This is a genomic window from Pseudomonas sp. LBUM1655 (assembly GCF_059716085.1).
Map to the genome: position 1 here is coordinate 543,304 of NZ_CP166801.1, position 13,254 is coordinate 556,557.

A 13,254-nucleotide genomic window follows, 5' to 3' on the forward strand; every position below is an offset into this window, starting at 1 on the left:
CGCCCTTTAGCTGTCTCTCGCCTCGCGCGAGGGCACATCAATTTTCAAGGCGCATCGCGCCTGCATGCAGACTAAAGAGGCTAGACCCCTGTGGCATTGACGATTCTTGGCCTGTCCGGCGCCCTTAGCCATGACCCTTCAGCAGCCTTGTACATCGACGGCAAGCTGGTGGCGGCGGCTGAAGAAGAGCGCTTCGTACGCGATAAGCATGCAAAGAACCGCATGCCCTACGAGTCGGCGAAGTTCTGTCTTGAACAGGCCGGCATCAAGCCGTCCGACGTTGACGTGGTTGCGATCCCGTTCGCCCCGATCAGCCTGTTCGGCAAGGCCCGCTGGCACTATGCCAAGCGGTACTGGTACGCCCCGGACCGTGCCCTCGACGCGATCCTGATGGGTAACCGTCGCTACAAGCGCTATCGCAACAAGATTGTCTGGTGCCTCGAGCAACTGGGCTTTGATCCGAAAAAAATCAAGATCGAGCCCGTCGAGCATCATTTGGCTCACGCTTCCAGCGCATACCACTGCTCCGGTTTCAAAGAGAAAACCGCGATCCTCGGTATCGACGGCAAGGGCGAGTACGCCACGACCTTCTTCGGTTACGGCGAAAACGGCAAGATCCACAAGATCAAGGAATTCTTCGATCCGGACTCCCTCGGCGGCCTGTACGGTGCGATCACCGAATTCCTCGGTTTCGAGATGCTCGACGGCGAGTTCAAGGTCATGGGCATGGCGCCATACGGTGACGCCAGCAAATACGACTTCTCGCGTCTGGCTTCGTTTGAGAACGGCGAACTGGTGATCAATACCGACTACGCCAACGTGATCGGCCTGCGTCGTTACAAAGAGAAGGGCAAGGGTTTCTACTTCTCGCCGAAGCTGATCGAATGGCTTGGCCCGAAACGTGAAGGCGATATCGCTGACGAACCTTACATCCACTACGCCGCGAGCATGCAAGCGCTGTTCGAGAAACTGGCGTTGCAGATGATCGACTACTACCTGGGCGATGTGCTCAAGGAAACCGGCAAACTGGCATTCGCCGGTGGCTGTGCGTTGAACGTCAAGCTCAACCAGAAAATCATCGCCCGTGATGACATCAAGGAATTGTTCGTACAACCGGCGTCCGGCGATGCCGGCACCGCAGTTGGCGCAGCAGCCTATGTGTCCCACGCCCGTGGCGTACCGGTCGAGAAGATGGAGCACGTCTACCTCGGCCCGTCCTACAGCAACGAAGACGTGATCGCCGCGTGCGCCCGTCACGAGAGCAAGCCGGCCTGGCGCAAACTCGACAACATGCCGGAGCAGATCGCCAAAATCATGGTTGAAGGCAATCCTGTTGCCTGGTTCCAGGGTCGCATGGAGTTTGGTCCGCGTGCGTTGGGTGGCCGTTCGATCATTGGCTGCCCAAGCGTGGCTGGCGTGGCTGACCGCATCAACCACCAGATCAAGTTCCGCGAGCGCTGGAGGCCTTTCTGCCCGTCGATGCTCGACACCGTCGCCCCACAGATGATCAAGATTGATCACCCGGCGCCGTTCATGACCTTCACCTTTGAAGTGGCCGAAGAGTGGAAGACCCGCGTGCCGGAAGTCGTCCACGAAGACGGTACGTCCCGTGCCCAGGTGCTCAAGCGCGAGTACAATCCGCGCTACTACGACATGATGAAGGCATTGGAAAATCTGACCGGCAATGGCGTGTCGCTGAACACCTCGCTCAACCGTCGAGGTGAACCGATGATCTGCTCGCCGACCGACGCGCTGAACATGTTTTTCGGCTCGGATCTGGAATACCTGATCATGGAAGATATTCTGGTCGTTAAAGAGGGTGTGAAAGGATACTGTCTTGACTGAGACACTGATCAGCGTTGTGATTCCCGTTTACAACTACGCGAGAACCCTGCCCCGTGCAGTGGAATCGGTGTTGGCGCAACTGGATGAAGCGACGGCAGATCTGTTGATCATCGACGATGGGTCGACGGACGAGACGCCTGAGGTAGTGGAGAGACTTCTGCTCAAGCATGGCGGGCGTTTTCGCGCGCTGCGCAAAAGCAATGGCGGCTTGTCGACAGTGCGCAATCGGGGTCTCGAAGAGACGACCGGGCAGTATCTGGTCTTTCTTGATTCCGACGACGAAATGGCGCCCGGCGCACTGGCTGCGCTTTCAGAACATATCGCCAGCAACCCTGAAAGTCGGATGGTCATTGGCGCGCACTGGTCGGTGTTTGCTGACGGCAGGCGCAGCTTGCAGCCAGCCAAACCCTTGCCTTTGACCCCCCGGCAGCGATTGCAGGGCTACCTGCTGGACAAGACCGTGTCGATTTCCAACGGCGCCTGTGCAATGCATCGTGATGTATTCGTTCCGGGTAATTACCCGGAGCATTTGCGCAACGTCGAGGACCTGCCAGTGTTTGCTCAAGTGCTGGCGCGTTTTCCTTGCAGCGTTCTGGACAAGCCTCTGGCACTTATCTACAAGCATGCCGACAGCATGCGCCATGATTTGCGCCAAAGTCTTGCGGCCGGCACCGAGCAGGTTGTCAGCGAAGTGTTCTCCAAGCGACGGATGCCGGAAGGGATGCACGACCTGCGGCAGGCATTTCTGGCGCAGCGTTGCCTGTCGCTGTTCCGCGATTGTTATTCCCATGGCAAGTACGACTTGGCCAAGACCTTCTATTTTCAGGCGTTGCGTGCAGACTGGCGTACGGTTTCGCGTTGGTCATACACTCGCAAGGCTTTGCGGCTGCTGTTTCGGTAATGGTTCGCGCAGTGCATGCGCGTACCTGGTAATGGGTGTCGATGAGGTGGCTGGGTGAAAGGTACGGGCAGCAAGATGGGAGTTAAAGTCTCCAGGATCGTCGACGAATACCCGGTACGGCTGGCATTTTTTGGCAGTTTGCTGCTCTCGCTGATTGCGGTCATGGGCACCGCGACAGTAGGGCGAGATGCCGCGCTGTACATTGATATTGCGCAACAGGTAACTGAACACGGCCCCAATGTGGCCTGGGCAACTTTCGACTGGCCCTGGTTTTCCTTTCTGCTGGCTGGCACGCATCTCGTCCTGCGTTTGCCGCTGGAACTGAGCGCCTATCTCTGGTGCGGGCTTTTCTTTGCCGGTACCAGTGCGTTGATGGTGGACTGCATACGTCAGCGTTCACCTGACATCACCCGCTGGGCTTGCCTGGTGGTGCTGGCGATGCCGGCAGTCAATGCCTTTCGAAATGACATCATTCGTGAATGCGGTTTCTGGTTTTTCTGTACGCTGACGCTCTGGCTTGCGTTGCGCTGGCAGGCCCGTGGTGGCTGGTTTCGTGCGGCATTCATCCATCTGGCCATAGTCGCGGCCGCCTTGTTCCGGCTGGAAGCCTTGTTGCTGATTCCGGCGTTGGCGCTCTGGCAGTTGCCCAGTCTGTGGTCGTCGACTCGACGCTTGCAATTTCTTCAGTTCTCGCTGCTGCCGGTTTTGGGGTTGCTGGTCATCTCGGTATCGGGCGTGCTCCTGTCGGCGCGTGTGATGCTTTATCTGGACATGATTGCCCCCCGCGGCGTGCTGTCATCGTTTCAGATGCTATGCGATCAATTCGCCAACTCGCTGATCAACAAGTACTCCCAGGATGAAGCTGGCCGAATCATTTTCTTCGGCATCCTGGCGACAATGACCATCAGTTTCGTGAAATTGATGGGGCCTTTCGCCGTTCCGTTCATTTTGCGTCGCAACTGGGGTGCGCTAAGCATCTACTGGCGCGAATATCGCCCCTTCGCATGGACGGCGTTGCTGTACCTGGTGGTGCTGGTGCTGTTTTTCATCAAGCAGCAGTTCATGAATACGCGCTACCTGAGTTTTCTGAATCTGCTGTTCGTGCCGGTGCTGGCGATGGGGTTGGCGGCGTTTGTGCGCGAGTTCCCGCGTTGGGGCAAGTGGTTGGTTGTTTTGGCGCTGTTGGTGATGCTGTCGAACGTCATTTCCACCGGGGCCGGCAAAACTCACTATGTCGACGCGGGCCGCTGGGTGTCTTCCCACGTTGAACCGGGTGCGCCGATCTGGTTCGAGGATGGGCGGATCAGTTACTACGCCGGTCGCGGCTATGTGCTGCCTGCTCTGACCCAGGAAGAGGCACTGTCGCCAGCGCATGCCGGCGACTATCGGTATTTTGTGATCGAGGCGAAGGGTGACGAGCCTTGGCTGAAGGAGTGGCTGCAAGCGCACAAGCTGCGCATCATCGAGCACTTCGCCAATCGAAAAGGTGCAACGGTCGTAGTCATTGGCCGCTAAGGTTTAACTCAGCAGCGGCCGCAGGCGCGAGATCAATGGCGCCTGCCGGTTGCTCGGCAGGGCTTGGCGGTAACCTTCAATAAAGCTGTTGCCGGCGTCCTGCCCCAGCAGCCATTGCCGGTCTTCCTTGTAACGCAGCAAGTGGGCGAAATTGCGCAGGCGTTTGCTGTCGCTGAGTGCGCGCTTCTGGCAGCGCAGGTCGGCGATATCGATCAGGCCCAGGTGGTTGTCGGGAGTCAGTACGACGTTGCCAAAGTGCAGCGATCGAAAGTACACACCTTTCTCGTGCAATTGCGCAAAGAACCCGCCCAGTTGGAATCTCAGAGAATCATTGCCTTCGCGGGTGCCTTGTAACTGGCGCACCGTTTCGCCCGCGAGCGGGGTGTAATACACGCAGTCACGTTCGATGCTCGGGATGCGATAGACCGCGATGACTTTCGGGCAGAGGATGCCGCGCTCCTCAAGTGCCCGGGTGTTGTCGGCAAAGCGTTGCGCGTATGGATAGAGCAGCGCCGAACTGAGCAGCCGTTTGCGGCGGAACAGCTTGAGCATGCGACCATCGGCCAATCTGAGCACTTTGTCGCCGGAACCGTCGGCTTCCAGTACGTGTGCACCTTCGCGCAGTGCCTCGTAAGTGCTGTGATCAATCGATTGCATGTCCGGCTCCCCATCATTAGCGGCGTATCTTAACCGACTTGGTCAAGGGCTGGCGTGAAGTCATGTTTATCGAGGGAAAAACGCGTGTGATATCATCCCCGCCTCACTGAATTGTGCGGATCACCATGAGCAGTCCTGAACCGAAAGCCCAGTCAACGCTGGCGATCTACTTCCGCCTATTGGCTTACGTGCGGCCTTATGCCGGTCTCTTCCTTCTCAGCATCGTCGGGTTTCTGATCTTCGCATCGACTCAGCCGATGCTCGCTTACATCCTCAAGTACTTTGTCGATGGTCTGGCCAATCCTGAAGCCAGTCTGTTTCCGGGCAACCCCTATCTGGGCAAATTGCAGTTGCTCCAAACCGTGCCGCTGATGATCGTCTTCATCGCTCTGTTGCAGGGCGTCGGGTCGTATCTGGGCAACTTCTTCCTGGCGCGGGTTTCACTGGGCCTGGTGCATGACCTGCGGGTCGTGCTGTTCAACAAATTGCTGGAGTTGCCTAACCGCTTCTTCGACAAGAACAACTCCGGCCATCTGATTTCCCGGATCACCTTTAACGTGACGATGGTCACCGGTGCGGCGACGGATGCGATCAAAGTGGTCATCCGTGAAGGTATGACCGTAATTTTCCTGTTCTGCACCCTGTTGTGGATGAACTGGAAACTCACCCTGGTGATGGTGGCCATCCTGCCGGTGATCGGCATCATGGTGAACAGCACCAGCAAGAAATTCCGCAAGCAAAGCAAAAAGATCCAGGTGTCGATGGGCAACGTTACGCACGTCGCTTCCGAGACGATCCATGGTTATCGCGTCGTGCGCAGCTTCGGCGGTGAAGTCTACGAGAAAAACCGCTTTCGCGACGCCAGCCAGAGCAACACCGACAAGCAACTGACGATGACCAAGACCGGCGCGGTTTACACGCCGATGCTGCAACTGGTGACTTACAGCGCCATGGCCGTGGTCATGTTCCTTGTGCTGTACCTTCGTGGTGACGCATCACCGGGTGATCTGGTGGCTTACATCACCATGGCCGGTCTGTTGCCCAAGCCTATCCGTCAGTTGTCCGAAGTCAGCTCGACCATCCAGAAAGGTGTGGCCGGTGCCGAGAGTATCTTCGAACAGTTGGATGAGCCGGCTGAAGTGGATCAGGGCACGGTCGAGCGCGATCGTCTTGAAGGCCGACTGGAAGTGCGCAATCTCAGCTTCCAGTACCCGGACACCGACAAGCAGGTGCTCAACGACATCAGCTTTGTCGTGGAGCCAGGGCAAATGGTCGCATTGGTTGGCCGTTCGGGCAGCGGCAAGTCCACCCTTGCCGGGCTGATTCCGCGTTTTTACCAGCACGAACAGGGGCAGATTCTGCTCGATGGCGTCCAAGTGCAGGATTTCACCTTGCGCAGTCTTCGTCGTCAGATCGCTCTGGTAACCCAGGCGGTCACGCTGTTCAACGATACGGTGACCAACAACATCGCGTACGGCGATCTGGCGGGTGCACCTTTCGAAGAGGTCAAGCGTGCCGCTTCCGAGGCCTATGCCGACGAGTTCATCGTCAAGATGCCGCAGGGCTATGAAACCATGGTCGGCGAAAACGGCGTGCTGCTTTCCGGCGGCCAGCGTCAGCGTATCGCCATCGCTCGGGCGCTTCTCAAAGACGCGCCGCTGTTGATACTCGATGAAGCCACTTCAGCCCTCGATACCGAGTCGGAGCGGCATATTCAGGCAGCGTTGGATCATGTGGTGCAGAACCGCACGACCCTGGTGATTGCGCACCGCTTGAGCACCATCGAGAAGGCTGACCTGATTCTGGTCATGGATGAAGGCCGGATCGTTGAACGCGGTACCCACGCACAACTGCTGGAGCAGAACGGCTATTACTCCCGTCTGCACGCCAAAGAGTTTGAAGAGGGTGATGAAATTCAGCCGGCCCACGCGACCAACGTATGCTGACGATGTTTCGCAGCTTTCGTGAACGTGGCTGGACGGAGATCGACCGGGACGCCTACTCCCGGGCATGGCAGTGTTTCGGCGGCAGCTTCGCGACGCATCCCGAGGTGGTCGAGCGCCTGTCGACGTTCGTGGGTATCGAACTGCGCTATCTGGGCTGGATCGTTGGCGGCGATGTTGTCGCCGCCATTCCCTGCTGGGGTCGGCATGTAGCTTTGTCCAAGGAAGTGCTCAAGCGCGAGGGCAAGCGCGGGTTGCTGGACATGGGCAATGCGGAAATCATTCTGCCGATCGCGCCCGATGTCGTCGTGCCGGTTCGCCAGCGCATGGCTTATGTCTCCCAGCTCAATGCCGAGCAGATCAGTACCTTGAAAGTGCAGCCGGAGGGCCTGGCCCTGGCCCGATTGCCGGAAGAGTATTCGAAGAAGTTCCGCTACAACCAGCGTCGCGAGCAGCGCTTGCTTGAAGAGGCGGGTGGTTCGCTGGTGCCGATGTCCGAGTTTTCTGCCCAAGAGCAGGCGCAGGCATACGCTGATCTGTTTCAGCGTCGCTGGGGTTTTGAAGTGCCGGGCAAGGCCGGGCTCGTAGAAGTCTTTACACTGCTGCGCGAATTCATGACAGGTTCCGTCGCCATGCTCGAATCGGCACCGGTGGCCATTCAGGTGCTGTACCGCGTCGAGGCGCCGCAATGGGTTTCGCTGGAATACATCAATGGTGGTGTCGACCCGCAGAGTCGTGAGTTCAGCCCCGGTAGCGTACTGAGTTTCGTCAACACTCAGCAGGCCTGGGCAGACGCGCAGGCGCTGGGCAAGCCTTTGCGTTATTCATTCGGTCGTGCCGACCGTGAGTACAAGGATCGCTGGTGCCACACGGTGCCGGTCTACAAGGTCTGAATTGATGAGCGCTCGCAAGCAACAGCTACTTAAGGCCCACCGGCGCAACAAGCGGATGTTCCTTGTCGCGTTCCTGGTTGCGCTGCTGGTGATCGGATTCCTGATCGGCTGGTGGCTGGTGCCGCTGTTGCTGGTGCTGGCCTGGGTTGCCCACGAGGCATGGTTTGCCGATCACTTGTTTTACCGGCCATCCGACGATTATCGATACGACTTTCCAGCGAATGCTGCGCGTCAGCAGGTAAGCCTGGACGGCGGCGTGGTGCGCCTGAGCGGCTCGTTGGCGCCGGGCGAAACGCTCATTCTCGAGCTTGAATTGAAGTCCGGCTGGCTGGGGCGCTGGCTCGATCCTTACGTTCAGGTGGGTGATGATCGCCAGGACTTCGAACGTGGGGTCAAGGGGCGGCGTTTCCTGAATCTTTCCGGGCAGGCGGATACGCTAAGTCAAGGCGCGCTGACGCTGCGCGGCCGATATTGCGCGCTGGGTGCCACGGGCACGCTGTGGGTCATGGCTAATCCCGATTACACCCGTCAGCGCGTGATGGTCATTGCGCCCCATGCCGATGATGCGGAACTGGCTGCCTTCGGCCTCTACAGTCGCAGCGAAGACGTTAGCATCGTCACCCTGACCCAGGGCGAAATCGAGGCTGAAAACTTCCAGTCACTGGGCCTCGATCAAGCCGCCGCTGCCCGACTGAAGGGGCGTTTACGCAGTTGGGACAGTCTAGTTATTCCTTTATGGGGCGGCGTACCGGCCGAGCGTTGCGTGCAATTGGGTTATTACTGCCTGCAATTGCCAGCGATGGCCGCAGAACCGGCCACGGCGTTCGGTTCCCGTGAGTCGCAGGAAAGCGATGTACGCAGTGTGCGCCGACACAATCCGCTGACCTTGCCTGCCGACGCCGATGGGCAGCCGACCTGGCAGAATCTGGTCGCAGACGTGACCGCGCTGCTGGAACACTATCGTCCAGAGGTAGTGGTGACGCCGCATCCTGAGCTGGATCCGCATAGCGACCACGTTGCCTCCACCCAGGCACTGCTTGCGGCGATTGCCCTGAGCGACTGGAAACCCAAAACCTTGCTCATGTACGCCAATCACCTGCATGACAACGACCGCTGGCCGATGGGGCCTGCCGGTGCCGGTGTCGCGTTGCCGCCGGCCATCGAACCATTGCCGGCCGACCGCTTGTGGAGCCCGCTGCTTTCAGCGGACGTGCAACTGGACAAGGCCATGGCGTTGGCCATGGAGCACGACTTGCAGGGTGGGCAAGTGTTCAAGCGCCAACTGCGACGCTGGATCCAGCACGCTTTGGCGGGTCGTCGCTGGCCTGTCACGGGCAGTAACGAGTTTTTCCGCAAGGCTGTCCGGCGTCATGAGTTGTTCTGGGTGCGCGACCTTTCAGATTGAGGCGGACGGCGCTTTACCCTGTGTTAATATCGCGCCCCTGTTCATTTTGTATGTGGGTTGCTCCATGAAGTTGTCCATGCCGCGTTTCGATCAAGCCCCGGTCTTGGTAGTCGGCGATGTCATGCTCGACCGTTACTGGCATGGCGGAACCTCACGGATTTCCCCTGAGGCCCCGGTGCCGGTCGTTAAAGTCGAGCAAATCGAAGATCGTCCGGGCGGTGCCGCGAACGTTGCCTTGAACATTGCCGCGCTGGGTGCGCCGGCGTCCCTGGTCGGTGTGACCGGTGACGACGAAGCCGCCGACAGCCTGAGCAACAGCCTCAAGGGCGCGGGCGTACGAGCTTTGTTCCAGCGCATTGCGCATCAGCCAACCATCGTCAAGCTGCGGGTCATGAGCCGGCACCAGCAATTGCTGCGTATCGACTTCGAAGAACCGTTCGCCACCGACGCCCTGGCCCTTGGCTCGCAGGTCGATGACTTGCTCGAAGGCATCAAGGTGCTGGTGTTGTCCGATTACGGCAAAGGCGCGCTGAAAAACCACCAGGCATTGATCCAGGCGGCACGCGCGAAGAATATTCCGGTGCTGGCCGACCCGAAAGGCAAGGATTTCTCGATCTACCGTGGCGCCAGCCTGATCACCCCGAACCTCAGCGAATTCGAAGCCATCGTCGGCGGCTGCGCCGATGAGCACGAACTCGTCAGCAAGGGTGCGACGCTGATGCACGACCTGGAGCTCGGCGCTTTGCTGGTGACTCGCGGTGAGCACGGCATGACCCTGCTGCGTCCTGACCAGCCTGCGCTGCACCTGCCGGCCCGGGCCCGTGAAGTGTTCGACGTGACCGGTGCCGGTGACACAGTGATTTCCACCCTGGCGGCGGCCATTGCGGCGGGCGAGGATCTGCCTCATGCGGTGGCGTTGGCCAACCTGGCGGCAGGCATCGTGGTCGGCAAGCTCGGTACGGCGGCCATCAGCGCCCCGGAACTGCGTCGCGCCATTCAGCGTGAAGAAGGTTCCGAGCGTGGTGTATTGGGCCTGGAGCAGTTGCTGCTCGCGGTGGCCGATGCCCGCGCGCACAACGAAAAAATCGTGTTCACCAATGGCTGCTTCGACATCCTGCATGCCGGCCATGTGACCTATCTGGAACAGGCGCGGGCCCAGGGTGATCGCCTGATTGTCGCAGTCAACGACGATGCGTCGGTCAGCCGTCTGAAAGGGCCGGGGCGCCCGATCAACAGCGTCGACCGGCGCATGGCTGTGCTGGCCGGGCTTGGGGCGGTGGACTGGGTTATCAGCTTCCCTGAAGGCACCCCGGAAAATCTGTTGCGCGAGGTCAAACCGGACGTACTGGTCAAGGGCGGCGATTACGGGATCGAGCAAGTGGTCGGCGCTGACATCGTGACCGCTTATGGCGGCACCGTGAAAGTGCTGGGACTGGTGGAAAACAGCTCGACAACTGCGATTGTCGAAAAAATCCGCAGTCGCTGATCAGATGGATTTTTACCGTTGTGTACTGCGTGTGAACGGATTTTGCCTTGGGGATCTAACCGTTTCCGTTGATGTTGGCAGGGTTGAATCCGATGCGCTTGCCTGCTTACGTCGCGTGGTCATTTAATTTATGAAAGTCATGCTCTTGGTGATGGACGAGCAGCGGGTCATTCTTGATCGGCTATACGACATCGTGCAGCAGAACTGTGATGAATGTGTCATCTACCGCTTGAGCAAGCAGCAACAGATGAACTTGGGACCGTTTCTGGCGTCGGTCGATTACCACACTTTCGACCGTGTGGTGATCTTCTCCCGGGTCAAGCGCCTGGCCCCGCAACTGCGGGTGCTCAAGTGTATTCCCGGGCTGGTTTTTCTCGAACACGATGCCTACCAGAACTACATGCCGGCGAGTAAATACCGTGGCGTGTATTCGCGTCTCTACAGTCGTCTTCCGAGCTGTCGGGCGCTGGTTTCTGGAGCAGTAGTCGCGCGCAAGATGCTGGCTGAGGGCATCGACACGGTGTTCGTCTCCAAGGGTTACGACGAGCAGATGCTGCGCAACACGGGTGCCGAGCGCGACATTCCCATCGGTTTTCTCGGCAGCCTGAAAAGTACCGAGTACGCCCAGCGCAAGGCACTGCTCGAATCGCTCGCGCAGCGCACCGGTATGCTGGTGACGCGCACCAAATCGGGCGAGGAATATCTGGAAACGCTCAATCGCATCAAGATCTTCGTCAGTGCCGACATCGGCATGAACGAGTTCATGATCAAGAACTACGAAGCCATGGCCTGCGGTTGCGTGCTGCTGGCCTGGAGCCAGGGCGAAGAAGATCAGTTGCTCGGTTTCGAAGACATGCACAACACCGTGTTTTATCGCAGCGAAGACGAGGCGGTGGAAAAGATCAAACTGCTGCAGGGCGATCCGGAGCTGTCGCAGCTTATCGCCAGCAACGGTCAGGCGTTCGCGCAAAGTCGCTATTCCTTCGCTCGTGTCGGTCAGGCCCTCGCTACTGAAATCCAGCGCGAGATGCGCCCCTGGCAGTCGCCTTCGGCCTTCACACGGTTCTGGGTCAAACTGCGTTACGGCATGAAGGTGCCGGTCTGAATGATCGACGAACACATGGCGCTGGATGCGCTACCCGGCGGTGACCAGTCCGTTCTGGACGCGTTGCCCGAGCCATTGCGCGATTGCCTGAGCCGAGCGGCTCGGGTCGTACTGATTGCCAACAATCCGGCCATCACGGCGGCAGATTTTCAGGCGCTGAATATCAGCGCCAATGACGTTGTCGTCAGCTTCAATACCTGCATCAAGGCGCCGCTGCTCAACTCGCTATGCGTGAATGTCTTTGTGCATGGCTATAACGCACCGGACGCCTATTTTTTTGGTCTGCCTTACGGCCCGGACGTGCAACGGTTGTTCGAGCACGCGGGTGAGCGTTGTTTCACCATGCTGGTCGGCTGCGCCGCACCGATGTGTCCGTTGCCACGAGTGGCCATGTATTGGGATCGCATCCCGTTGCCGCCGCTGTGGAACTACCCGGTCGATCGGCCGGGCGGCAAGCGATACGTCGGGCCGTCCACCGGCTTCAACACGCTGGTGTTGTTTGACTGGTTGCGCGGACACGCCGGTTATACCTATCAGCTCATGACCCTGGGATTTTCCAACGAAGCGGGAAAACTGTGGGGTGGTCACGCGTGGGATTATGAGCGGGACTGGCTGCAGAAGTCCGACGTCATTGTGGTGCCTTTGCAACCCCGACGCTGGTGGCAAAAGCTGTTTCGCCAAAAATAAAAAGGTGCCGTTGAGTGTTGAAAATCGCCGTAGCTTTTTTCGGGATCCCGAGAAACTCGCAGATATGCTTCCCCTCCATCGAACAGAACGTACTGGCGCAGTTGCCTGCGGGCAGCGACGTAAAGTGCTTCTATCACCTGTACAAAATCGATGAAGTGCAGAATGTGCGATCGGGAGAGAAGGGCGAGCTGGCGGCTGACAACTATCAGCCGTTCGAGTCGATGACCGGCGCGCTGACTTCGACCGAAGGCGTGCTGGATCGCTGGGACTTCGAACAGGTCAAAGCACAGGGCGATACCTGGGCCGATGACTATGCGTCGCTGCGCAACCTGATCTATCAGCTCAACTCATTGCACACCGTCACCACCATGATCGAAACCTTCAATCCGGATTTCGTCGTGTTCGTGCGCCCGGACAATTTCTTCCATAACCCGCTTCCCGGCTATGTGTTCAATCATGCAGAGGCCCGGCGGCACAATGCCTACATTCCGGACTGGCAGTGGTGGGGCGGCTTGAATGATCGCTTTGCCATTTGTGGGCGCGATACCTATCTCGCGTACGGCAAGCGGATCGAGCGCATCTTTGATTTTTGCAAGGCAACTGGACGCAAGCTGCATTCCGAGCGTTTGCTCAAGTACGCATTGCTGGAGGCGGGAGCCAAAGTCTGCACGCTGCCGACCCAAGCCTCTCGGGTGCGAATCACCGGCGTTTTTGCTGAAGAGTCGTTTTCGCCCAAGCGCGGCATGGGCAAACGCGAAAACCGCTATTTCCATTTCTTCGCCACGTTGCGTACCTGGATGGATCGTCGGCGCTAACC

Annotated in this window: 11 protein-coding genes; 10 read left to right on the top strand and 1 reads right to left on the bottom strand. The window is 58.7% G+C overall.

Annotated features, from left to right (window positions below; all coding sequences use genetic code 11):
• The first annotated feature begins 90 nt into the window (after positions 1–90).
• The 3 genes from ACA074_RS02425 (at position 91) to ACA074_RS02435 (ending at position 4,261) form a co-directional block, all read left to right on the top strand.
• Positions 91–1,845 (top strand): carbamoyltransferase family protein, encoded by a 1,755-nt coding sequence (locus tag ACA074_RS02425; protein ID WP_497678372.1) that lies wholly within the window; start codon positions 91–93, stop codon positions 1,843–1,845.
• Entirely contained in the window at positions 1,838–2,746 is a 909-nt protein-coding gene (locus ACA074_RS02430) for a glycosyltransferase family 2 protein (protein WP_497678373.1), read from the top strand. Before ACA074_RS02425 ends, ACA074_RS02430 begins: the two co-directional genes overlap by 8 nt.
• Positions 2,747–2,821: 75 nt before the next feature.
• Positions 2,822–4,261, top strand: a complete 1,440-nt coding sequence (locus ACA074_RS02435) for a hypothetical protein (protein ID WP_497678374.1) — start codon at positions 2,822–2,824, stop codon at positions 4,259–4,261.
• Between the two features lie 3 nt (positions 4,262–4,264).
• On the opposite strand, the gene ACA074_RS02440 is transcribed toward ACA074_RS02435, so the two are convergent.
• Entirely contained in the window at positions 4,265–4,918 is a 654-nt protein-coding gene (locus tag ACA074_RS02440; RefSeq protein WP_489880380.1) for a BUD32 family EKC/KEOPS complex subunit, read from the bottom strand.
• Positions 4,919–5,043: 125 nt separating this feature from the next.
• Between ACA074_RS02440 and msbA the strand changes: the two genes are divergently transcribed.
• The 7 genes from msbA to ACA074_RS02475 all read left to right on the top strand — a co-directional run bounded on the left by msbA (position 5,044) and on the right by ACA074_RS02475 (position 13,252).
• Positions 5,044–6,864 carry a lipid A export permease/ATP-binding protein MsbA gene (msbA, locus tag ACA074_RS02445; protein ID WP_489880379.1) on the top strand — a complete coding sequence of 607 codons (1,821 nt, stop codon included), beginning with the start codon at positions 5,044–5,046 and terminating at the stop codon, positions 6,862–6,864.
• A complete protein-coding gene (locus ACA074_RS02450) occupies positions 6,858–7,754 on the top strand; it encodes a GNAT family N-acetyltransferase (protein ID WP_497678375.1) in 897 nt (298 codons plus the stop codon). Before msbA ends, ACA074_RS02450 begins: the two co-directional genes overlap by 7 nt.
• A 4-nt stretch (positions 7,755–7,758) precedes the next feature.
• A complete protein-coding gene (locus ACA074_RS02455; RefSeq protein WP_497678376.1) occupies positions 7,759–9,159 on the top strand; it encodes a PIG-L deacetylase family protein in 1,401 nt (466 codons plus the stop codon).
• A 64-nt stretch (positions 9,160–9,223) separates the two neighbouring features.
• Entirely contained in the window at positions 9,224–10,645 is a 1,422-nt protein-coding gene (gene hldE, locus ACA074_RS02460) for a bifunctional D-glycero-beta-D-manno-heptose-7-phosphate kinase/D-glycero-beta-D-manno-heptose 1-phosphate adenylyltransferase HldE (protein ID WP_497616192.1), read from the top strand.
• A 130-nt stretch (positions 10,646–10,775) separates the two neighbouring features.
• Complete coding sequence (locus tag ACA074_RS02465) at positions 10,776–11,750, top strand: glycosyltransferase family protein (protein ID WP_497678377.1); 975 nt, start codon at positions 10,776–10,778, stop codon at positions 11,748–11,750.
• Positions 11,751–12,437 (top strand): hypothetical protein, encoded by a 687-nt coding sequence (locus tag ACA074_RS02470; protein ID WP_497678378.1) that lies wholly within the window; start codon positions 11,751–11,753, stop codon positions 12,435–12,437.
• A gap of 14 nt (positions 12,438–12,451) precedes the next feature.
• Positions 12,452–13,252: a hypothetical protein gene (locus tag ACA074_RS02475; RefSeq protein ID WP_187677919.1), complete on the top strand. Its 801-nt coding sequence runs from the start codon at positions 12,452–12,454 to the stop codon at positions 13,250–13,252.
• Positions 13,253–13,254: the final 2 nt, after the last annotated feature.

Bases quoted from the DNA above. Each gene is read 5' to 3' on its own strand.
- ACA074_RS02435 (WP_497678374.1), top strand. From the start codon at position 2,822: ATGGGAGTTAAAGTCTCCAGGATCGTCGACGAATACCCGGTACGGCTG.
- ACA074_RS02440 (WP_489880380.1), bottom strand. From the start codon at position 4,918: ATGCAATCGATTGATCACAGCACTTACGAGGCACTGCGCGAAGGTGCA.
- msbA (WP_489880379.1), top strand. From the start codon at position 5,044: ATGAGCAGTCCTGAACCGAAAGCCCAGTCAACGCTGGCGATCTACTTC.
- ACA074_RS02450 (WP_497678375.1), top strand. From the start codon at position 6,858: ATGCTGACGATGTTTCGCAGCTTTCGTGAACGTGGCTGGACGGAGATC.
- ACA074_RS02455 (WP_497678376.1), top strand. From the start codon at position 7,759: ATGAGCGCTCGCAAGCAACAGCTACTTAAGGCCCACCGGCGCAACAAG.
- hldE (WP_497616192.1), top strand. From the start codon at position 9,224: ATGAAGTTGTCCATGCCGCGTTTCGATCAAGCCCCGGTCTTGGTAGTC.
- ACA074_RS02465 (WP_497678377.1), top strand. From the start codon at position 10,776: ATGAAAGTCATGCTCTTGGTGATGGACGAGCAGCGGGTCATTCTTGAT.
- ACA074_RS02470 (WP_497678378.1), top strand. From the start codon at position 11,751: ATGATCGACGAACACATGGCGCTGGATGCGCTACCCGGCGGTGACCAG.